Origin of the sequence: Frankia sp. QA3, assembly GCF_000262465.1 — a bacterium.
In the GTDB taxonomy this organism is placed as follows: Bacteria; Actinomycetota; Actinomycetes; order Frankiales; family Frankiaceae; genus Frankia.
Genome location: NZ_CM001489.1, coordinates 1662268 through 1683489 on the forward strand (window position 1 = coordinate 1662268; position 21222 = coordinate 1683489).

The following is a 21222-nucleotide window of genomic DNA, read 5'->3' on the forward strand; positions in this document are numbered from 1 at the left end:
GATTCACGGCGCGGCGGATTCCATGCGCGGCGGATCGTGGCGAGGGTCACGATTCCCGGTGCGGGAGCCGGCGTGGGAACGGCAGCCGCGCAGTGCGCGGAAACCGGTGTGCCACGAGCCCGGAATCCGGCGGGGAATACGACTCCGGTCGGCACGTCCGGAGGAACCTTGACGGTGCGGTCACCGTCACGCCGAAACCTGGCCGCGGGCGCCCCCGCACGGGCAATCGGGCGTGAGCATGCAGACAGCCCCGACCCCGGTCGCCCGCCGTCACCTGCGCAGATGACGGTCCGGGCCAGGTCCGCATGGCCCGATCGCGCCACGGGCATTTGTCGGATCTCGGCGATATCGGGCACGATGCCACCATGCGTCCAAGGTGATCAACGACCGGGCACCGGCAAGTGGCCGTCCGACCGGAACAACGAGCCGTCGCACTCCGAGTGGAAGTGGACGGCTACCCGGTCCGATCTCCCACCGGTCGCCCGCGTTGGCGTTTCCGCGCCCGCGGAGACGCACTGGATTGGCCCGGGTCCACCGGGACGCTGTCTTTTTTCTGTGCTGCACACCGGCGGCTGGCGCGTCGCCTCTGCGCGGGCACGGACCTCGTCCGTGCCCGTCGCGCCCGCGCGCCGGTTGTCCGCTGGCCACGTGCGGGCGCAGGCAACCGTCGCCGACAGATCGTTGCCCTGTTCCTGAGCAATGTGGGAGTTCGCATGCGCGATTTGCGCCAGACCCTCGGACGGTCCCCGCGCGCGGCGGGAGAGTCGTACGAGGCGTGGCGGGCCCGGCTGGCCGGCCGGTCGGCGGACGCCCAGCACGAGCTGCTGCTCGACCTCATCGCGGGCCAGGTCGCCGCGGTGGCCGGGCCTGGCGCGGGCGTCGTGGACCGGCGGGCACCGTGGCGCGCCCTCGGGGTCTACCGCCACATCGCCGAGCGGCTGCGGGCCGCGCTGGGCGAGCAGACGGGGCTACGCCTGTCCGCCACCCTGTTCTTCGACCGGCCGACACCGCAGGCCCTCGCGGACCATCTGCGCCGCGAACTGCTCGGGATCGGCGACGAGATCACCGCCGTGAGCCCGACGGCGGGACCGGCGGCGGGACCGGCCGCGGGCGGCGCCGCGGCGGGCGGCGGGTACCGGCCGGCGGACGACCCGATCGTCATCGTCGGCATGGCCTGCCGGCTGGCCGGTGGCGTCGACTCGCCGGAGGCGCTGTGGGAGCTGGTGCACGCCGGGCGCGACGCCATCGCCGGCCTGCCCGAGGACCGGGGCTGGGACCTGGCCGGGCTCTACGACCCGGACCCCGACCATCCTGGCACCGCCTACACCCGCCACGGCGGCTTCCTGACCGGCATCGACCAGTTCGACCCGGCGTTCTTCGGGATCGGCCCGCGGGAGGCAGGCGCCCTCGACCCGCAGCAGCGGCTGATGCTGGAGGTCTCCTGGGAGGCGCTGGAGCGGGCCGGCTTCGACCCCCGCTCCCTGCGCGGCAGCCGCACCGGCGTGTTCACCGGGGTCTCGTTGCAGGACTACGGGCCGGCCTGGCACACCGCGCCGCCGGACGCGCAGGGCCAACTGCTCACCGGCAACGCCTCCGGGGTGATCGCCGGACGGGTCGCCTACACCTTCGGCCTGGAGGGGCCCGCGCTGAGCGTGGACACCCAGTGCTCCGCCTCGCTGGTCGCGACCCATCTCGCCAGCCAGTCGCTGCGCGCGGGGGAGTGCGACCTGGCGCTCGTCGGCGGGGTGACGGTCATGTCGACGCCGGGGATCCTGGTGGAGTTCAGCCGCAAGCGGGGGCTGGCGCCGGACGGGCGGTGCAAGGCGTTCTCCGCCGACGCCGATGGCACCGGCTGGGCGGACGGCGCGGGCGTGCTGCTGCTGGAGCGGCTGTCCGACGCGCGCCGCCGCGGCCACCGGGTGCACGCGGTGCTGCGGGGCACGGCGATCAACCAGGACGGGGCCAGCAACGGGCTGACCGCCCCCAACGGCCTGTCCCAGCAGCGGCTCATCCGCCAGGCCCTGGCCAACGCCGGCCTGCGGACCGCCGACGTCGACGCGGTCGAGGCGCACGGCACCGGCACCACGCTCGGCGACCCGATCGAGGCCCAGGCCGTCATCGCGACCTACGGCCAGGACCGGCCGGCCGGCCGGCCGCTGTACCTGGGCTCGCTGAAGTCCAACGTCGGCCACGCCCAGGCCGCCGCCGGCGTCTGCGGGATCATCAAGATGGTCCAGGCGCTGCGGCACGAGGTGCTGCCGCGCACCCTGCACGTCCGCGAGCCGTCGCCGCACGTCGACTGGTCGGCCGGCGACGTCGAGCTGCTCACCGACAACGTCGCCTGGCAACGCCGCGAGGGCCGCCCGCGCCGGGCCGGCGTGTCCGCGTTCGGGGTGAGCGGCACCAACGCCCACATCATCATCGAGGAGGCCCCGGCCGAGCCGCGCCCGCCCGCGCCGCGCAGCGGCTCCGCCGACCGGCCTCGCGCCGTCACGCCGTCCGCACCCGTCACGCCGTGGGCACCCCGCACGCCGCCCGCACCTGTCACGCCGACCGCGTCCGCTGTGCCGACCGCGCCCGCTGTGCCGACCGCGTCCGGCGTGCCGGTGCCGATCGTGCTGTCCGGCCGGACGCCGGCGGCGCTGCGCGCCCAGGCCGAGCGGCTCGCGGCGTACCTGGACCGCCATCCGGACCTCGACCCGGTCGACGTCGCCCACACCCTGGCCGGGGCGGTCCCGATTCGAGCACCGGGCCGTGGCACTGGCCGGCTCGCGCCGGGGCGGCGACGGCGGTCGGCGCCTCGCGGGGCGCCCTGTCCGCCCTCCGCGGCGGGCCGACCTGCGGCCGGGGTCGTCCTCGGCGCGCCGTCCGCGGCCACACCGGCCCGCACGGCGCTGCTGTTCACCGGGCAGGGCAGCCAGCGCAACGGGATGGGCCGGGAGCTCTACGACGCCTTCCCCGCGTTCGCCGACGACCTGGACGAGATCTGCGAACGGTTCGCCGACCATCTCGCCCGGCCGCTGCACGAGGTGATGTTCGCCGCCCCCGGCACGCCCGACGCGGCCCTGCTCCACCGCACCGAGTACACCCAGCCGGCGCTGTTCGCCTTCGGTACGGCGCTGTACCGGCTGGTCACCTCCTGGGGGGTGACCCCAGCACTGCTGGCCGGCCACTCGATCGGCGAGCTGACCGCCGCCCATGTCGCGGGGGTGTGGTCGCTGGACGACGCGGTCACGCTGGTCGCGGCCCGCGGCCGGCTCATGCAGTCCTGCCGCCCCGGCGGCGCGATGATCGCAATCCGGGCGGGTGTCGACGAGGTCGCCGCGTCGCTGGCCGGGTACGAGGGGCGGGTGGACATCGCCGCCGTCAACGGCCCCGCGGCGACGGTGATCGCCGGGGACGCCGATGCCGCCGAGCGCATCGCCGCCGGCTGGGCGGCGCGCGGCCAGGCGACGAAGCGGCTCACGGTCAGCCATGCCTTCCACTCCCCGCACATGGCGGGCATGCTCGCCGAGTTCCGAGCCATCGCCGGGCAGGTCACCCACCACCGGCCGACGATCCCGATCGTGTCCACCCTCACCGGCGAGCTGACCGGCGAACAGCTGCGCACCCCCGACTACTGGGCCCGCCACGCGCGCGGCGCGGTGCGCTTCCTCGACGCCGCCCGCAGCCTGCAGGCCGAGGGCGCCACCGCGTTCTGCGAACTCGGCCCCGACGCGGTCCTCACCGCGCTGCTGCCCGGCTGCCTGCCGACGGATGCCGCCGAGCCGGTGGCGGTGGCGTCGACCCGGGCCGGCCGGCCGGAGGCCGACACCCTGCTCGCCGCCCTCGCCGGCCTCGACACGCACGGTGTCGACGTGGACTGGCGGGCCGTCATCGGCCGCGCCGGCACCGTGGTCGACCTGCCCACCTACCCGTTCCAGCGCAGGCGTTACTGGCTGGCGGGCACCGGCGTCACCATCCCCGTCCCCCGCCAGGCCGACGCCGCGCCGGCCACCACCCCGCCGCCCGCCGCCCCGCCGCCCGCCACCCGGCCCGCCGTCACACCGGCGGGCTGGGCCGAGGCTGCGGGGACGGGTGAGGCCGGCGATCCCGGCACCTGGCGCTACCGCGCCGTCTGGCGGCCGCTGGCCGACGCCGACGTCACCGCGGCCCTCGCCGCGCAGGCCGGCGCCATCCCGCCGTTGGGCGGCCGGTGGCCCGTGCTCGTCCCGCCGGCCGGGGTCGACGAGGAGCTGCTCGCCCGCGTCACCTGGATCATCGAACGTCTCGGCGGCACGCCGCTGGTGATCCGGCTCACCCGGGCCGACCGGGGTGCGATCGCCGCGCGGCTGGCCGAGGAGGGGCTCGCCGACGCGGCTGCGCCCGCGGCCGATCCGCACGCGGGGACCGCGGACGGTGACGAGCGAGTCGGTGGCGTCGTGTCCCTGCTCGCCCTCGACGGCACCCCCCACCCGGACCATCCGATTCTCACCACCGGGCTCGCCCTCACCGTCACCCTCGCCCAGGCGCTGGGCGACCTGCGGGTCGGCGCACCGCTGTGGGCCGTCACCCGCGGTGCGGTCACGACGGGCGCCGAGGATCCCGTCACCCAGCCGGAGCAGGCGATGATCTGGGGCCTCGGCCGCACCCTCGCGCTGGAGGCACCGCGGGTCTGGGGTGGTCTCATCGACCTGCCCACCAGCCTCGACGATCAGACCCTGCTCTGGTTCGGCACCGCGCTGACCGCGCCCGGGGGCGAGGACCAGTTCGCCCCCCGCCCGCAGGGCATCCGGGTGCCCCGCCTGCTGCGCATCCCCGAGCCGGACCCCGTGCCCGCAGAGGCCTGGCGACCGGACGGGACCGTGCTGATCACCGGCGGCACCGGCGCCCTCGGCGCGCACACCGCCCGCCGCCTGGCCCGCGACGGCGCCCGCCGGCTCGTCCTGGCCAGCCGACGCGGCCCCGACAGCCCCGGTGCCCGGGAGCTGCTCGACGAGCTGGCCGCGCTGGGCACCCACGCCACGATCGACGCCTGCGACGTCGCCGACCCCGGCCGGCTCGCCGACCTGCTGCGCCAGCTGGCCGACGCCGGCGAACCGGTCACCGCCGTCGTGCACGCCGCCGGCACCGCCGGCCCGACCACGCCGCTGGCCCGGCTGACGCTGGCCGAGTTCGCGGACGTCGTCGCCGGAAAGGTCGCCGGCGCCGGCGCGCTCGACCGCCTGCTCGACGGCCCGGACGGGGCGAAGGTGGCGGCGTTCGTGCTGTTCTCGTCGATCGCGGGGGTCTGGGGCAGCGGCAACCAGGCCGCCTACAGCGCCGGCAACGCCTACCTCGACGCCCTCGCCGCCCGCCGCCGCGCCGAGGGGCGCCCGGCCACCGCGGTGGCCTTCGGCCCCTGGGCGCAGGCCGGCCTCGGCGCCGAACCGGCGCTGCGCGACTATCTGACCCGCCGCGGCCTGCGCCCGCTGGCCCCGCAACCGGCCGTCACCGCGCTCACCCGGGCCGTCGCCGCGGGCGAGACGGCGTTGACCGTCGTCGACGTCGCCTGGGAGACGTTCCTGCCGTCCATCACCGCGGCCCGGCCCAGCCGCTTGTTCGAGGAGCTGCCCGAGGCGGCCGCGGGCCGGCCCGGCGAGTCGGCGCCGTCGGCGGCCCAGGCGGTGGACGGCACCCCCGCCGTGCTCGCCCTGCGGCCCCCGCGGCGCGCCCGGGCGCTGGCCGAGCTGGTCCACGCCGAGGCCGCGGCCATCCTCGGCCACGACACCCCCGACGAGCTCGACCCGACCCGCCGTTTCCTCGAACTCGGCTTCGACTCGCTCGCCTCCGTCGAGCTCAGCCGCCGCCTGGCCGCGGCGACCGGCCTGACCCTGGCCACCCAGGTCGTGTTCGAGCACCCGACGGTCACCGACCTCGCCGCCCACCTCGACACCCTCGCCACCGAGGCCACGCCCGCCGGCCTGGGTGGTGCCGCCGGTTCGGGTGGTGCCGCCGGTTCGGGTGGTGCCGCCGGTTCGGGCGGTGTCGCCGGTTCGGGCGGTGTCGCACGGCCGGGCAGCGGCGCGGCGGCGGGTGCTGCCGCGGCGGCGTCCGGCGCGGCCGCCGGGGTCCGTAGGCAGTACCGGCAGGCGTGCGCGCAGGGCAAGTTCGCCGCGGGTGTCGGCGTGCTGCGGGCCGCCGCCCGGCTGCGCTCCGTCTTCGCCACGGCCGCCGAGTTCGGCGCGCACCCGCGGCCGGTGCGGCTCGCCTCGGGGCCGGCGCCGTTCGCGCTGGTGTGCCTGCCGTCGATGGTCGCCCCGTCGGGGCCGCACAACTTCGCCCGCATCGCCCTGCACCTGCACGGCCGCCGCGACGTCCACGCGCTGGCACACCCGGGGTTCGGCGACGGCGAGCTGCTGCCCGCCACCGCCGAGCTCGTCGTCGACCTGCACGCCGACACCGTGGTGCGCGCCTTCCCCGACACCCCCGTCGTCCTCGCCGGCTACTCCTCGGGCGGCTGGCTGGCGCACGCGATCGCCGCCACCCTGGAGGACCGCGGGGTGCGGCCCGCGGCCGTGGCGCTGCTGGACACCTGGCTGCCCACCGACCGCATCCCCGAGGCCGACATCCACGAGGAGCTGCGCGGCATCGCCGTCAACGACCAGGCGTTCGCGCTGATGACCGAGGCCCAGGTCACCGCGCAGGGCGCCTACCTGGACCTGTTCGAGGACTGGCGGCCCCGCCCCGTCGCCGCGCCGGTCATGCTCCTGCGCGCCGCCGAGCGGATGCCCCGGCGCACCGTCGCCGAGGACGTCACCGGGCCCGACCAGGCGTGGACCACCGACTGGGAGATGGACCACGACTCCTTCGACGTGGCCGGTGACCACCAGTCGATGATGAACGAGCACGCCGCGTCCACCGCCCGCGACCTGCACAGCTGGGTGGAGCGGCTGGAGCGGGGCGCCGGCGCCTGACCCGCCGGCCGGGCCGGGCCGGCGCGGCTGGTCCGCCGCACCGCTGCCGCACCAGCGGCGCGGCGGCTCTAGATCGCCGAGTGGGGGCTCGGCTGGGTGGCCGCGATCGACTGGCCGGCGGCGACGGCCCGGGCGAGGACGCCGATGTCGGCCTGGTCGGTGAACAGCCCGTCGATGCCGGCCTTGAGGTAGGCGACCTGCTCGTCGATGGCCCGGCCGAAGTCGCTCGTGGAGGTGCCGCGGCGGTAGTCCGCCGGCAGGAAGTTGTTCTCCGCCCGGAAGGTGTAGGGGTGCAGGACGAGCCCGGCGGCGTGCGCGTCGGTGACCAGCGAGGTCGGCCGCCCCAGCGTCCCGTCGGCGGCCTTGGGGATGACCTGCAGCTTGTCGGGGCCGATGCCGGTGGCGTAGGCGGCGATGGCGCGCAGGCCGGCCGGCGTCACGAGGTCGGCGTAGGTCCGCCTGTCCCCGGCGTCGACGAGGTCGAACGGCGCCCCCTCGGCCGACAGCAGCTGCACCACCGAGGTGCGCAGCCCCAGCCTGCGCAGCTGGGCGAGGTTCGTCGTCTCGAAGGACTGGACGAACACCGCCGCCTCGCGCCGGTTCAGGCCGTAGCGGTTCAGCGTGTCGACGAGGCGCTGCTCCAGGGCCAGCCCGGCCTTGGCGAAGTACGTCGGGTGCTTGGTCTCCGGGTAGACGCCGATCTCGCGGCCGAGCTCCTTCGACAGCCGGGCCCGCAGGTCGAGGACCTCGGCGAACGTCGGGATCTCGAACAGCCCGTCGTAGAGGGTGTTCTCCTGGCGCACCTCGGGCAGCCGCTCCTTGGCGCGTAGCGTCTTCAGCTCCGCCAGGGTGAAGTCCTCGGTGAACCAGCCGGTGGTCGCCACGCCGTCGAGCGAGGTCGTCTTCTTCCGGCCGGCGAACTCGGGGTGGTCGGCGACGTTGGTCGTCCCGCCGATCTCCGGTTCGTGCCGGCAGACGAGGACGCCGTCCTTCGTGGGCACCAGATCGGGCTCCACGAAGTCCGCGCCCATCCGCGCGGCCAGCTCGTAGGAGGCCAGGGTGTGCTCGGGGCGGTAGCCGGACGCACCCCGATGTCCGATGACCAGCGTCGAGCGGCGGCGCTCGCCGCCGGCGGGTGCACCGGCGGCGGGTGCACCGGCGGCCAGTGCGGGTCCGGCCGCCGCCACCGAGGCGGCGAGCGGAGCGGCGGCGAGTGGTGTTGCGACGATCCCCGCAAGCACCCGACGACGGTCCACGAATCCTCCAGCGCGCCCGGGTGGCGACCATCGCCCCCGGCGGCGCTCAACCAGCGAAGCGAGCACAGATTTCGGCGCGGAGGATCGGGCCTTGCCCGCCGGGGTCGCCCAGCCGTCGAGTTGATGAACACCCCCGCGGATCGCCGACGGGAAACGCGGCCCCGGCGATTCGATAAACCAATGGCGACGGCGGACCAGGGGCGGTCGTGGTTAGCGTTGGGCCCGTCCTGGAGTAAATGCTCCGATGCTCCGATGTGGATGCTCCGATGTGGATGCGTCGAAGGTTGATGCGTCGAAGGTTGATGCGTCGAACAGCGACGCGACCGGGAGGGAGACCGCGCATGGCGAGCGACGATCCTGCTGCCCGCGCCGCCGGAGCCCGCGCCGTGGCGTCGGAGCCGCGACGCAAGACGGTCAGCAGTCCCTTCCTGCACCGCCTCCAGCGCCGTCACTTCCTGTTGTTCGACGTGCTCCCGATCGTCGGCACGTGGCCGCCGTCGCCTTTCTGTGGGTGCATCCGCTCGGCGTCACCGACATCGCGCTGCTGTTCACCCTCTGGCTGGTGACCGGTCTGGGGATCAGCGTCGGATATCACCGGTTGTTCACCCATCGCACCTTCACGGCCGCGCCGTCGCCCGCCGTTATCACCTGTGGGTCGTGCTGGGTCTGCTGCTGCCGGCCCTCGTCGGCGGCCTGGCCTACGGGAGTTGGGAGGGCGCGGTCAGCGGCCTGCTCTGGGGCGGCCTTGTGCGCATGTTCGTGCTGGAACACACGATCTGGGCGATCAACTCTTTCCTGCACATGTTCGGTACCCGGCCGTACGAGTCCCGGGAGAACAGCCGCAACGGCGGGATCTTCGCCCTGCTGACCTTCGGGGAATCCTGGCACAACAACCACCACGCCTTTCCAGACTCGCCGTCGTTCGGGCTCACCTGGTACCGGCTCGACCCCGGCTACTGGCTGATCCGGCTCCTGGCGGCCGGCGGGCTCGCCCGGGACCTCCGGCTGCCGTCCGGGCGGCGCCGGGCGGCCCAGCGGACCGGGCGCCGCGAGGCCGCCGGGCTCGACCCCGCGGCCTGACCCCGGATTCCCCTGACCTGACCCCCGGATTCCCCTGACCGGACGCATGGAGCCTGACCGGACGCATGGAGCCTGACCGGACGCATGGAGGAGGAGACGGTGGGCGCTGCCGCTCGGGAGGGCATCGCCCAGTGGTGTCGGGAGCACGTCGCGGACATCCTGGAGCAGCCGGTGTCCGAGATCGACCTCGACGCGGACTTCGACCGGCTCGGCGTCGACTCTGCCGTCGCGGTCTCGCTGCTGATCGCGGTCGAGGACCATTACGGCGTCGACGTGGCCCCCGAGGCGCTGTTCGACAACCCCACCCTCAAGGCGCTCGCCGCCTACCTCCACGACCGGGGCGCCCGGGAGCCGGGTGCCCCGGCACCGGCCCCGCGATGACGGCGCCCGTCCGTCATCACTACGACGTCGGCGACGACTTCTACCGCCTCTGGCTGGACAGCTCGCTGACCTACTCCTGCGCGATGTGGGAGCCGGTCCCCGGGGAGAACCTCGACGTCGGCGGGGACGCCCTGGCGACCGCCCAGGAACGCAAGCTGCGCTTCCACCTCGACGTGGTGGGGGCCGATCGGGCCCGCGCGGTGCTCGACGTCGGCTGTGGCTGGGGATCCGTGCTGGCCCGGCTGGCGGTGCGGCACGGGGTGCCACGGTCGGTCGGCCTCACCCTCAGCGAGCGTCAGGCGGCCCACGTCCGGGCGCAGGCCTATCCCGGCGTGGAGGTCCGCCTCGAGAACTGGCTGGACTACACCCCGCAGGACCGCTTCGACGGCATCATCTCGATCGGCGCGTTCGAGCACTTCGCCACGCCGGCGGACCCGCCGGCCGAGTAGATCCGCATCTACCGCGAGTTCTTCACCCGCTGCCACCGCTGACTGACACCGGACGGCGTGCTGTCCCTGCAGACGATCGCCTACGCGAGCATGCGCCGCGAGCAGGCCAACGGGTTCATCCAACGGGAGATCTTCCCGGCTGCCGACCTGCCCACCCTCGCCGAGATCACCGCCGCCGCCGAGGGGATCTTCGAGGTCCGGGCGCTGCACAACGGCCGGTTCGACTACGCCCGCACCTGCGAGGAGTGGGCCCGCCGGCTGCGGGCCCGCCGCGACGAGGCGGTGGCGCTCGTCGGGCCGGAGGTCGTCGCCCGCTACGAGCGCTACCTGCGGCTGTCGGCGGTCGGTTTCCGGATGCGCCGGATCTGCCTGCTGCGCCTGGTGCTCGTCCCCTACCGCGGCCCCGGAGAACCGGTCGGATGACGCACCGCGCGGCCGCGTCCGCCGCACCGGCGGCGCCGCGGTTCAACCCGTTCAGCGCCGCGTTCCGCGCGGACCCCTACCCGGTCTACCGCGAGCTGCGCCGCACGTCGCCGGTCCTGCGGACGATGGGCATGTGGGTGCTGACCCGCCACGCCGACGTCCGCGCCGTGCTGCACGACCGCACGTTCAGCGCCGGGCTGGTCCCGCGGCTGGTCAGCCGGGCCGCCGGTGGCGACGCCCGCGGCTCGGCGGTCGCCCGCGACTGCGCCGTCGCCGGCGACTCGGGCAGGTCCGCCAACGCCGAGCGGATGGTCCAGCTGGCCCACACCTCGCTCGTCTTCACCGACAACCCGCAGCACGCCCGGCTGCGAGCCCTCGTCAACCGGGTGTTCACCACCGCTGAGGTCACCCGGCTGCGGCCCCGGATCGTCGCGCTCGCCCGCGGACTGCTCGACCGGGCGCGGTCCGACGGCGGCGGTCTGGACGCGATCACCGACCTCGCCGCGCCCCTGCCGATCGCCGTCCTCAGCGACTGGATGGCGCTGCCGGACGACGTGCGTGCCGAGGTCGGCGGGTGGACGCACGACGTCCGGTTCCTGCTCGAGCCCGGCCTGCCTCGGCGCGGCCAACCGGGACCCGGCGGTGTTCGACCGGCCGGACACCTTCGACGTCACCCGCCCGGCGGCGGGCCACCTCGCGTTCGGTCACGGTATGCACGGCTGCCTCGGCGGCATGCTCGCCAGGACCCAGGCCGAGGTCGTCCTCGGCTGCCTCACCGGCCGTGCCGAACGCCTCGCGCCCGCGGTGGACCTACACGGCGACCCTGGCGGGTGGAGCCTTCCGAGGCAGGAGGACAGTCTCATCGTCCGAGGGCTGACCAGCCTGCCCGTCGCGCTGGCAGGGTCCTGGTGACGGGCGCAGCGGCGGCGGAGGCACGGACCGATCACAATGTGGCCGGCGCGCTGCTGCCGGACGTGCTGCGCCGGCGCGCCGCCGGCGACCCGGACGGGCGGGCGTTCGTCCTGCTCGACGAGCACGGCGACGAGCGGGCGACGCTGACCTACCGGGAGCTGCACGCCCGGGCGCTGGCCACCGCCGACCGGCTGGGCCGCCGCTGCGGGCCGGGGGAGCGGGCCCTGCTGGTCTTCCCGCAGGGCCTGGAGTTCATCGTCGCCTACTTCGGCTGCCTGTACGCCCACGTCATCGCGGTGCCGGTCAACCCGCCCCGGCGCGGCGCCGTCCAGGACGCCACCCGCGCAATCGTCCGGGACTGCGCGCCCACCGCCGTCCTGTCCACCGGCCCGATGATCGACCTGGTCCGGGTGCCGCTGGAGGCCGTCGCCGGCCCGCTGGCCTGGATCGCGGTCGACGAGAGCGATCCCGGCTCGTCTCGGGAGTCATCCGGCACCGCCCCGCCACCCGCCGCTCGGCCGGCGGCCACCCTCCCGCCCATCCCTGCGCCGGGCTGGTCCGCTGAGCCGGACGCGGTCGGGTTCCTCCAGTACACCTCGGGGTCCACGGCTGACCCGAAGGGCGTGATGGTCACCCATCGCAACCTGGCCGCGAACCAGGAGATGATCCGGCTCGCCTTCGGCCACGACCAGCGTTCGACGTTCGTCGGCTGGGCGCCGCTGTTCCACGACCTGGGCCTCATCGGCAACGTGCTGCAGCCGCTGTACCTCGGCGCGACCGGCGTCCTGCTGGACCCGGGGGCATTCATCTCGAGGGCGCCGCGGCGCTCGGGCCGTGGGCCGCCGCCGAGGTCCGGATCGTCGATCCGGAGACCGGGCGCGGCTGGCCGCCCGACCGGATCGGGGAGATCTGGGTCGCCGGCGACCACGTGGCAGCCGGCTACTGGCGCCGTCCGCAGGCCACCGCCGCCACCTTCCAGGCCCGCTGCGCCGACACGCCCGGCCGGTCCTACCTGCGCACCGGCGACCTCGGCCTGATCGTCGACGGCGAGCTGTACGTCGTGGGCCGACACAAGGACATGCTCGTCGTCCGCGGCCGCAACCACTACCCGCAGGACCTCGAACAGACCGCCGCGGCGGCGCATCCCGCGCTGCGGGCCGGCGGCTGCGCCGCCTTCGCGGTGCCCGGCCCTGACGGGGACCGCCCCGTCATCGTCCAGGAGGTGCGCGGCGAACCCGGCCGACCCCGCCGACCCCGCCGACCCCGCCGACCCCGCCGACCCCGCCGACCCCGCGGACCCCGCGGACCCCGCGGACCCCGCGGACGTCGCCGGGTCGATCCGCGCCGCGGTGGTGCGCCAACACGACCTCACGCTGGCGGACCTGGTGCTGGTCCGCCCGGGCACGCTGCCCAAGACCAGCAGCGGCAAGATCATGCGAGCCGCCGCCCGCCGCCACTACCTGGCCGGCGACTTCGCCCCGTGGGCGCCGTCGACCCCCGCCGCGCTGGCGTCGTCCCCCGCCGGCTGAGGCGGCCCGATGGCGGCGCGCCCGGCCAACCCCGACTACGTCCGGTTCGTCACCGAGACGCTCCTCCTGGTCGGGTGACGAGGGAGGGGCCGGACAGGCGATCGGGTCGGGCTGGTTCGCGCCGGTCAGGCGGTGGTTCGTAGGTGTTCTGGGGGTTGGCTGTAGGGGTTGCGGCGGGGTCGGCGTAGCGGGTCGATGCGGTGGGGTGGGACGAGTGCGGGGCGGTGATCGTCGGTGAAGACGATGTCCCAGCCGTCGTGGTGGACCTGGCGGTGATGAGTGGGGCAGAGCAGGAGCAGGTTGTGCAGGGCGGTGGGTCCGCCGTCGCGCCAGTGGACGGCGTGGTGGGCTTCGCACCAGGCTGGTGGCCGATCGCAGCCCGGGAACACGCACCCCTGGTCGCGGATGGCCAGGGCGCGGCGCAGGTGCGCGGGAACGGTGCGGGTTGATCGTCCGACGTCGAGGGGGACACCGGCGGGGTCGAGCAGGATGCGGCTGATTTCGGCGTCGCAGCTCAGTCGGGCCAGGGCGGCGCGGGGCAGGGGAAGCCCCCAGCTGGTGGTGGCGGGGATGGTGCCAGCGGCGAGCAGGGTGTTCCAGGGGATGGCAACGGTCAGGTGGGGGCGGGTTCCACCGGCAGTGGGGACGGCGCCGGCGCTGAGCAGCCGGCTGATCAGGTCGATCAGAGCGTCGGCGCGGCGGCGGGCCGGAGTGCGCTGGTCGGGGGTGCCGTCGACGGCGGGGTGGGGTGCGGCGAGGCTGTCCAACGCGGTGCGGAGCAGCGCGGCGCCTTCGGCGTCGAGCTCGCCGCTGAGCAGGGTGGTGCCGGCGGGGGTGTCGGTGAGGGTGAGTCGGCGGATGTCGGCGGGATCGGGGCTGGGTTTCTCGCGGTTGTTCGTGTCCGTGCTGTCCCCATCCCCGCCAGCATCGACATTGCCCGCGCGGCCACTGCCGGGGTTGTCGTGTTCGCCGGTCCGGCTGTCGGCGTGGGGGTCGTCGCCGCCAGGGGAGGTGTCGACCATGGTCAGTGCTTCGCGTTGGCGGGCGGCGAGTTTCACCAGCTGGTAGGGATCGAACGAGCGGGCGAAACCGAGCAGGGCCTGTTCGGCTTCGTCTCGCTGGTCGGGTGTCACTCCGGCGGGCAGGGAGCGCATCGCCTCGCAGATGACGACGGCGTGTTCGACCGTGAGCTCACCGGCCGCCAGGGCCGCGCCGGTGGCCTGGCACACCTCGTGGACATCACGGGCGAGAGCGACCTGCCGACGCGCCTCCCGGGACGCGAGCGCCAGCCGGTCCCGCAACCAGGCTGCGGTGTCCACGGCTCCCTGGCGCAGCGCGAAACCCCGATCCTGCGCCTCGACCAGCAGGCGACCACGTGCCGCCGCGACCCGCCCGACCAGCCTGCAAACCCCTTCCAACAACGCCTCCAACTCACCGTCGGACAGTCGCCAGGGCTCATCCGACAGCAGCCCTTCGACCTGCCCGGCGATCACCGCCAGCCGCGCCGGTGGCATCGGCCCGTCCCCCGCGCCTTCCTTGAAACTCATAGGTCAACGGTAGGACAACAGAGACCCGATGTCGAACGTATGTTCGGCTGTGTGACCGGGGTCGACGGTCATCCGGACGGTCCACACTGCCCGCCGGGACAGGGGGCGACGGCATCGCCCAGCAGCGCGCCACACCATCCAGCGCACTGTTCGAGAACGTCGGCGTCGGCCCCCACGGCGGACGGAGAGTGGTCGGCCGTGGCGGTCCCGGGATGAGCAGCTGCCGGGAGAGTCGGCCAGTCCGGGAGAGCGTTTCGACGATTTCGGTCGGGCGGCGGTTCTGCGGTCACGTCGGTCGAGGTGAACGGCGGCAGGTCGGTGAGGGCCGTCGGTTTTCGGGCTGGAGGGGCCGTCGCGGGATGCTGCAGACGGAGCAACACGCGGGTTACGGCCTCCGCACCGGCCACCAACCACCAACAGCGGATCGGTGCCGGCATCCTCACCAGCACCCGGGAGCGACGGCCTCGCCGGCCATCACGTGACGACGGCGGCGATCGCGGCGAGTCCACTACCGGGTGGCGGTAGGGCTGCGCCTGGCATGGTGCTGCGGGCGATGCCGACGAGGGCCAGGACGCCGCCGGGGTGCAGCAGATCACGCATGCGACCCAATGCGGCGGCGGCGTCCATGTGGTGCAGGGCGGCCACCGACGTGATGACGTCGAACGAGGCGGGCTCGAAGGGATGGGTGAGGACATCGCCGAGGATGTAGTCGACGTCGTCCGGGTAGCCGCGGGCCTGGTCGATGCTGGGGCCGTCGAGGTCGATGCCGGTGACCTGCGGGACCGTCCGCCGAAGCTCGCGGGCGAGCATGCCCTCGCCGCAGCCGATGTCCAGGGCGCGCTGGGCGCCATGGGGGATCGCGCGCAGGATGCGAGGGTGGTGGTGGATGTTGTGATTCCACCGCCTGCCGTCCTTCTCCGCCATGGGCTCATCCTGCCGGGGACGGCTCTTGACCGGCGGATCCTCACAGCGACGAAGGCCCGTCGGCGCAGGCCAACTACCGCCGACGCGGCGGGTATCGGCGCGGGTGCGAGCGATGGAGCTGCCTCCAGTGCGGGGTTTCAGCGCGGGCCGCTCAGGGCGATGACGTGGGGGGCGTCGGCGCGCCGGTCAGCGCCTGAAAGCACGGTCGAAGCAGATCGATGATCGATTCGGGTGGTGCGTCGGCGAGACGACCAACGCGGACCAGATAGCGCTCTATGATCACACCCGTTATGATCGCGCTGACCAGGCCGGCGCGAAGCTCGGCATCGGCGGCCGGGATCACCGACTGCATTTGTTCCAGGCGCTGCCCGGCCGCCTCCCGGAAGCCCGCGGCCGCTTCGGAATGCGTCAGCATCGAGCGCAGGACGGCGAGCGATGCCACCGGTTCGGCGGCCAGCCGCTTACCGAGGGATGCGAGGAGCGCCTCGGCAACCTCCTGCGGGGCGCCGGTCGGAAAGTCGTCGGGCGGCAGTTTCGCCGCGTGCGCGAACAGCTCGTCCTTCGAGCGGAAGTAGTGCATGACCAGGCCGGCGTCGACGCCGGCCGCGGCCGCCACCGCCCGAATGGTGGTGCGGTCGTACCCGCGTTCGGCGAACAACTGCCGCGCCGCGCCCAGAATGCGACTCTCGGTCCGGCGGCGCTGCTGCGCCCTGGTGGGTCGGGCGGCCGCCGGTGGCTGGTTCGGGTCCGTCACCGGCTCGATTGTACGGCCGTTGAACGAACTGGTATGCCGTTGTACGGTCGTTCAATCAACGTCTGTTCAACGAAGGGGACTGCTGTGGTCACTGCCGCCCGCGAGGTCGTCGAGCAGGTGCTACAAGCCGGACGGGAGATGGATGTCGATGCCGTTGTCGCCCTGATGGCGCCGCACGGCTGCATCGAATGGCCGTTCCGGCCGGCGGGGGTGCCCGCGCGTCTGGACGGGCCGCAGGAGATCCGCGCCTACTTCGCCGCGGCGGCCAGCGCACCGGTCCGGTGGGAGACGTTCGACGACATGGTGATCCATGAGACCGCCGACCCGGAGGTCGTCATCGTCGAGTACAACGCCCGCGGCAGGATCACGACGACCGGCGCGGCGACCCCCGCGGGCGCCGGGGTGATGCCGTGCGCGCGGAGGTGGCGTTCCAGCTGGCCGACGTGGTCGACGGTCGACCGGTAGGCGAGGTAGCCGTCGGGACGGACGAGGACGGCCTCGCCGATCGCGGCGCCGTAGCGTGCCCGCGCCCGGTCGGCCGGGTCGAGGACGGGGCCATCGCCGCCGGAATGATCGCCGCCGGAATGCGCGCCGCCGGAATGATCGTCGCGGGTGTCCCGGCCGGCGGGGGCGGTCACGACGACCCGGGCGGCGTCGTCGTGCACCTCGACCTGGCGCAGCGGATGACCGCGGCGCACCGCCTCGGCGGCCAGGCCGAGGTCGTCGAGCAGCATCAGCGTGCGGCTGCTGACGGCGAGGGCACGGCTGCCGGGGGACCGGACTGATGCCCGCTCCGCGACCCGGGTGCGTACCCCGCGTCGGACCAGCTCGGCGGCGAGCAGCAGACCGGTCGGGCCGGCGCCGACGATCAGGACTCCGGCCCGGGCCGCGACACTCGGCATGCGCCGAACGTAGCGATGTCACGCACGGTAGACAACGGTAGACAACTGCTGACCGCATCCCAGGCTCGGTTTGTCCTGGTGCGGGGTGTCAGCGGCTGTCAGCGCTCGCGGATCACCGTCGCCACCGTGTACGGACGGCCCGCCGGGCCGCCCGCGCTGACCTCGTACACGGCCAGGGACCGGCCGCGGTGGACAGCCCGGGTCGTGAAGGTGACGGGATGGTTGCCGTCGCCGGGGCGCAGAAAGCTGATCCGGACCGACGTGGTGTGCGGCGGCCCGTCCGGATCCGCCAGCGCCACCGCGAGATCGGAGCCGCACAGCAGCACACCGCCGTGCACGGTGTTGTGCGGGTTCTGCATCCCGGGACCGCTCGGCAGGACGAGCGCCGGCCAGCCTGCCTCGGGCCCCGCCGCCCTGGCCGCCGACATCGCCTCGACCGCCGATACCGCCCCGGCCGCCGACATCGCCTCGACCGCCGACATCGCCTCGACCGCCGATACCGCCTCGACCGCCGATACCGCCCCGGCCGCCGGTGACGCCTGCTCGGGGATCGCTCCGGCCGACGCCGACGCCGACGCCAGATCGAGGGTCTCGAACAGGGAGTCGTGGTCCGCGGGGGGCAGGGGCGGGCGCATGCCGCCCGGCGGCAGGATATCCGCCGGCACGTAGCGGCAACGGCCGGTGGCCACGGCCACCACCCGACCGTCGCCGTCGTACACGGTGGCGGCCGCGAGCCCGCCGACGGCGTCGCGCCCCAGCAGCGTGGCGTGTGCGGTCAGCTCCGGGCCGGGCCACGGCGGGGGGACGACGACCTCCAGCGAGAGCTGGGAGGTCACCGAATGCCGGTCGCCGAGGCGGGCCCGCAGGATCGTCGAGCCGATCGCGTCGTCGACCACGACGCCGAGAGAGCCGACCGTCGGGACGCCGCCGGGTCCGGCCAGCCACGGCCCGGTCCGCATCCGCACCCGGGTGCCGTCGTCGCCGTGCACGGGGGGCAGCACCCGAAAGCGCGTCTCGGCGTACTCCCTGGCCCGGGCGCCGGGCGGCTCGGCCCGTCCAGTCGTCGTGGTCAAGCCTTCGGCCCGCCGGCGACGTAGATGATCTGGCCGGAGACGAAGCCGGCGCCCTCGCTGACGAAGAACGACACGGTGTGCGCGATGTCGTCGACCTCGCCGACCCGGCCGACCGGGATCACCCCCGACGACGCGGCGACGTACTCCTCCCAGGTCTTGCCCATGCGGGCGGCGGTGGCCCGGGTCATGTCGCTGGCGATGAAGCCCGGCGCGATGCAGTTCGCGGTGACGCCGAACTTGCCGAGCTCGATCGCCGCCGTCTTCGTGAAGCCCTGCAGGCCGGCCTTGGCGGTGGAGTAGTTCAGCTGGCCGCGGTTGCCCAGCGCCGACGTGCTCGACAGGTTGACGATGCGGCCCCAGCCGGCGTCGACCATGTGCTTCTGGACCGCGCGGGTCATCAGGAACGCGCCGCGCAGGTGCACGCCGATCACCGCGTCCCAGTCGGCCTCGCTCATCTTGAACAGCAGGTTGTCCCGGGTGATGCCGGCGTTGTTGATCAGCACGGTCGGCGCGCCGAGCCCCTCGGTGACGGCCGCGACGGCCGCGGCGACCTGCTCGGGGTCGGCGACGTCCGCGCCGACCGCCAGGGCCCGACCGCCGGCCGCGGTGATCGCCTCGACGGTGCCCTTGGCGGCGGCCTCCTCCAGGTCGAGCACGGCGACCGCCAGGCCGTCGCGGGACAGCCGCTGGGCGATCGCGGCGCCGATGCCGCGGGCCGCCCCGGTGACGATCGCGACGCGGGTGGGGGTTTCGGACACGGGCGCACTCCTAGCAGTTGAGGTCACGGCTTGTCGAGGTCAGGTAGGCCCCCCAGGGCACATTTGCGCTGACCTTCCAGCCAGTCAAGCGAATGGTCACCCTGGGCGGCCGGCGTGCCGCGATGATCCGCGGCGCGCGTCGGATGGGGTATGAAGGAACCCGTTGTAGGGCGGGCCGGTACAGCCGGCGACGCGAATGTCGTCGTGAGGAAGCTGCGAACATGTCTGTTGCCGGGCCCGTCGGAGCGGCCCACGAGGAGCGCCCGGGCACGGACCGCCGCGTGCGCCTGCCGAAGTCGGCCGAGCTCGTCGCCGGTCACCTGCGCCGGCAGATCGTCCGCGGGGAACTCGCCGCGGACGAGGCGCTGCCCTCCGAAAGTGAGCTCATGGCGCAGTTCCACGTCTCGCGCCCGACGCTGCGCGAGGCGTTCCGCGTGCTGGAGAGCGAGTCGCTCATCACGGTGCGGATGGGGCCGGGGGGTGGGGTGCGGGTGCGCCCGCCGAACATCGACGTCGCCGCCCGCTACGCCGGCCTGATCCTGCAGCACCAGGGCACCGCGCTCGCCGACGTGCTGCAGGTCCGCGAGGTCGCCGAGCCGCAGGCCGTCGCCTACCTGGCCCGCGCCGGCGGGCCGGCGGAGATCGCCCGGCTGCGGGCGGCGCTGGACGAGCCGGCCGATCCTGCCGAGTCGCCGCTGGAGACGCTGCGCCGCTTCGAGCGGTTCCACCCGCTGCTGATCGAGCTGACCGGCAACCAGACGCTGCGGGTCCTCATGGGCATGATCGAGCACATCGTCGAGCTCGCCGACCGGTCGCGGGTGCAGTCGGACGTCGGCTCGCCCGACCTGGCCACGGCGGTCGCGCGCAGCCGGGCCGCCCACGCCCGCGTCGTCGACCTCATCGAGGCCCGCGACGCCGAACGCGCCGAGCGGCTGTGGCGCCGCCACCTGGTCGCCGGCCGGGACTACCTGGAGCGCGGCGACGGCACCACCGTCCTGGACATGTTCGGCTGACCCGCCCTCCTCGCGGCGCCCGCCCGCCGGGCTCACCGCTCGGCGAGCCCGGCGAGGACGTCGGGTGACGCGGCGCCATCCGGTGCGGCGGGCGCCTGCGCGGTGATGCCGGCGAGCGCGGCGATGCGGTCGAGCTGGTGCTGCGGGTCGCGCAGCAGCAGCCGGTCGGTCGTGGCCCGCTTGAGGTACAGGTGGGCGGAGTGCTCCCAGGTGAAGCCGATGCCGCCGTGCACCTGGACGTTCTCGCCGGCGGCGAGCAGGGCAGCCTCCGAGCAGGTCAGGCCGGCGATGCTGGCCACCTCGGGCAGCTCGGCGGGGGACTCGTCGGCCGTCCATGCCGCATACATCGCCGCCGACGTGGCCGCCTCCACCTCCAGCAGCACGGTCGCCAGCTTGTGCTTGATCGCCTGGAAGGAGCCGATCGGCCGGCCGAACTGCTCGCGCTGCCTGGCGTAGTCCACCGCCGACGCCAGGGCCGCCTCGGCGACGCCGAGCTGCTCGGCGGCGAGCAGGGTGACCGCCGCGTCCAGGGCCCGGGCCAGGGCCGGCGCGCCGGCGCCGTCGGTGCCGAGCAGGACACCGGGCGTGCCGGCGAGGGTCACCCGAGTGACCCGGCGGGTCGGGTCGACGACGGGCAGCGCCTCGACTGCGAGGCCCGCCGCGCCGGCGTCGACGAGGAACAGCGACGTCCCGGCGGCGGTGGTGGCGGTGACGACGAGCAGCCCGGCGCTGCGCCCGTCGAGCACCCAGTCCTTGACGCCGGTCAGCGCCCAGCCGTCCCCGGCACGCTCGGCCGTGGTCGCGGGTGTGGCGTCCCAGGCCTGACCGGGTTCGCGCGCGGCGAGGGTGCCGGTGGTGGTGCCGGCGGCCAGGCTTGGCAGGTGGGCGGCGGCGGCCGCAGCGTCGCCGGCATGCAGCAGCGCCTGGGTGGCGAGGCTGGTCGACAGCAGCGGCGCGCACAGCAGGCTGCGGCCGGCCTCGCTCAGCGCGATGCCCAGCTCGACGAGGCCGTACCCGGCCCCGCCGTACTCCTCCGGCACGGCGAGAGCCGGCAGCTCCAGCTCGTCGCACAGCCGCTGCCAGGTGACCGGGTCCCACCCGGTGTCCGTGGCCATGTCGCGCCGCACCGCATCGGCGTCGGCGACCTCGGCGAAGAAGCGCCGGATGCCGCGGCGCAGCTCGTCGTGCTCGGGACTGTACCGGAACTGCACGGAACCTCCAGCGGGGTGACCGGGCCCGGCGACACCGAGTGCGTCGGCGAGGTCGGTGGACGTCGGCGGGACCCT

14 protein-coding genes and 4 pseudogenes are annotated in these 21222 nt (G+C 74.7%); 9 read left to right on the forward strand and 9 right to left on the reverse strand.

The genetic code is table 11. The annotated features are described in order from the left end of the window. Nucleotides 1-713: 713 nt before the first annotated feature. Nucleotides 714-6935 (forward strand): type I polyketide synthase, encoded by a 6222-nt coding sequence (locus FRAQA3DRAFT_RS06550; RefSeq protein ID WP_009738283.1) that lies wholly within the window; start codon nucleotides 714-716, stop codon nucleotides 6933-6935. Nucleotides 6936-7003: 68 nt separating this feature from the next. Here the strand turns inward: FRAQA3DRAFT_RS06550 and FRAQA3DRAFT_RS06555 are convergent, their stop codons facing one another. Continuing rightward, nucleotides 7004-8191, reverse strand: a complete 1188-nt coding sequence (locus FRAQA3DRAFT_RS06555; RefSeq protein WP_009738284.1) for a glycerophosphodiester phosphodiesterase — start codon at nucleotides 8189-8191, stop codon at nucleotides 7004-7006. Between the two features lie 341 nt (nucleotides 8192-8532). On the opposite strand from FRAQA3DRAFT_RS06555, the pseudogene FRAQA3DRAFT_RS38445 reads away from it, so the two are divergent. The 3 genes and pseudogenes from FRAQA3DRAFT_RS38445 to FRAQA3DRAFT_RS06570 all read left to right on the forward strand — a co-directional run bounded on the left by FRAQA3DRAFT_RS38445 (nucleotide 8533) and on the right by FRAQA3DRAFT_RS06570 (nucleotide 10524). Then, a pseudogene (locus tag FRAQA3DRAFT_RS38445) lies at nucleotides 8533-9271 on the forward strand (acyl-CoA desaturase). Nucleotides 9272-9370: 99 nt separating this feature from the next. Continuing rightward, nucleotides 9371-9652, forward strand: coding sequence for an acyl carrier protein (locus tag FRAQA3DRAFT_RS06565; RefSeq protein ID WP_009738285.1), 282 nt, complete (start codon nucleotides 9371-9373; stop codon nucleotides 9650-9652). Further along, a pseudogene (locus FRAQA3DRAFT_RS06570) lies at nucleotides 9649-10524 on the forward strand (class I SAM-dependent methyltransferase). Before FRAQA3DRAFT_RS06565 ends, FRAQA3DRAFT_RS06570 begins: the two are co-directional and overlap by 4 nt. An 85-nt stretch (nucleotides 10525-10609) precedes the next feature. Here FRAQA3DRAFT_RS06570 and FRAQA3DRAFT_RS38450 read toward each other — a convergent pair. Further along, on the reverse strand, nucleotides 10610-10867 hold the full coding sequence (locus FRAQA3DRAFT_RS38450) for a hypothetical protein (protein ID WP_369809395.1): 258 nt from the start codon (nucleotides 10865-10867) through the stop codon (nucleotides 10610-10612). 299 nt (nucleotides 10868-11166) lie between these two features. On the opposite strand from FRAQA3DRAFT_RS38450, the gene FRAQA3DRAFT_RS38455 reads away from it, so the two are divergent. The 3 genes and pseudogenes from FRAQA3DRAFT_RS38455 to FRAQA3DRAFT_RS36795 all read left to right on the forward strand — a co-directional run bounded on the left by FRAQA3DRAFT_RS38455 (nucleotide 11167) and on the right by FRAQA3DRAFT_RS36795 (nucleotide 12965). Beyond that, on the forward strand, nucleotides 11167-11436 hold the full coding sequence (locus FRAQA3DRAFT_RS38455) for a hypothetical protein (protein ID WP_369809443.1): 270 nt from the start codon (nucleotides 11167-11169) through the stop codon (nucleotides 11434-11436). Between the two features lie 62 nt (nucleotides 11437-11498). Then, nucleotides 11499-12179: pseudogene (locus FRAQA3DRAFT_RS36785) on the forward strand (AMP-binding protein); the annotation flags it as partial. A 606-nt stretch (nucleotides 12180-12785) separates the two neighbouring features. Further along, nucleotides 12786-12965, forward strand: coding sequence for a hypothetical protein (locus FRAQA3DRAFT_RS36795; protein WP_051054177.1), 180 nt, complete (start codon nucleotides 12786-12788; stop codon nucleotides 12963-12965). Nucleotides 12966-13090: 125 nt separating this feature from the next. Here the strand turns inward: FRAQA3DRAFT_RS36795 and FRAQA3DRAFT_RS06585 are convergent, their stop codons facing one another. From FRAQA3DRAFT_RS06585 to FRAQA3DRAFT_RS06595, 3 genes are all read right to left on the reverse strand, one after another. Next, a complete protein-coding gene (locus tag FRAQA3DRAFT_RS06585; protein ID WP_009738286.1) occupies nucleotides 13091-14512 on the reverse strand; it encodes an HNH endonuclease signature motif containing protein in 1422 nt (473 codons plus the stop codon). A gap of 474 nt (nucleotides 14513-14986) precedes the next feature. Continuing rightward, nucleotides 14987-15436: a bifunctional 2-polyprenyl-6-hydroxyphenol methylase/3-demethylubiquinol 3-O-methyltransferase UbiG gene (locus FRAQA3DRAFT_RS06590; RefSeq protein WP_009738287.1), complete on the reverse strand. Its 450-nt coding sequence runs from the start codon at nucleotides 15434-15436 to the stop codon at nucleotides 14987-14989. 151 nt (nucleotides 15437-15587) lie between these two features. Further along, nucleotides 15588-16190 (reverse strand): TetR/AcrR family transcriptional regulator, encoded by a 603-nt coding sequence (locus FRAQA3DRAFT_RS06595; RefSeq protein ID WP_009738288.1) that lies wholly within the window; start codon nucleotides 16188-16190, stop codon nucleotides 15588-15590. A gap of 165 nt (nucleotides 16191-16355) precedes the next feature. Between FRAQA3DRAFT_RS06595 and FRAQA3DRAFT_RS32540 the strand changes: the two genes are divergently transcribed. Then, complete coding sequence (locus tag FRAQA3DRAFT_RS32540) at nucleotides 16356-16655, forward strand: hypothetical protein (protein WP_232292093.1); 300 nt, start codon at nucleotides 16356-16358, stop codon at nucleotides 16653-16655. A gap of 260 nt (nucleotides 16656-16915) precedes the next feature. Here FRAQA3DRAFT_RS32540 and FRAQA3DRAFT_RS36800 read toward each other — a convergent pair. The 3 genes and pseudogenes from FRAQA3DRAFT_RS36800 to FRAQA3DRAFT_RS06610 form a co-directional block, all read right to left on the reverse strand. Next, nucleotides 16916-17092, reverse strand: a pseudogene (locus tag FRAQA3DRAFT_RS36800) (FAD-dependent monooxygenase); the annotation flags it as partial. Nucleotides 17093-17190: 98 nt separating this feature from the next. Then, entirely contained in the window at nucleotides 17191-18165 is a 975-nt protein-coding gene (locus tag FRAQA3DRAFT_RS06605; protein ID WP_009738290.1) for a PaaI family thioesterase, read from the reverse strand. Then, entirely contained in the window at nucleotides 18162-18923 is a 762-nt protein-coding gene (locus FRAQA3DRAFT_RS06610) for an SDR family oxidoreductase (RefSeq protein ID WP_009738291.1), read from the reverse strand. The genes FRAQA3DRAFT_RS06605 and FRAQA3DRAFT_RS06610 overlap by 4 nt, the downstream gene beginning before the upstream one ends. A gap of 221 nt (nucleotides 18924-19144) precedes the next feature. Between FRAQA3DRAFT_RS06610 and FRAQA3DRAFT_RS06615 the strand changes: the two genes are divergently transcribed. Then, complete coding sequence (locus tag FRAQA3DRAFT_RS06615; protein WP_009738292.1) at nucleotides 19145-19936, forward strand: FadR/GntR family transcriptional regulator; 792 nt, start codon at nucleotides 19145-19147, stop codon at nucleotides 19934-19936. Between the two features lie 32 nt (nucleotides 19937-19968). Here the strand turns inward: FRAQA3DRAFT_RS06615 and FRAQA3DRAFT_RS06620 are convergent, their stop codons facing one another. Next, a complete protein-coding gene (locus FRAQA3DRAFT_RS06620) occupies nucleotides 19969-21147 on the reverse strand; it encodes an acyl-CoA dehydrogenase family protein (protein ID WP_009738293.1) in 1179 nt (392 codons plus the stop codon). Nucleotides 21148-21222: the final 75 nt, after the last annotated feature.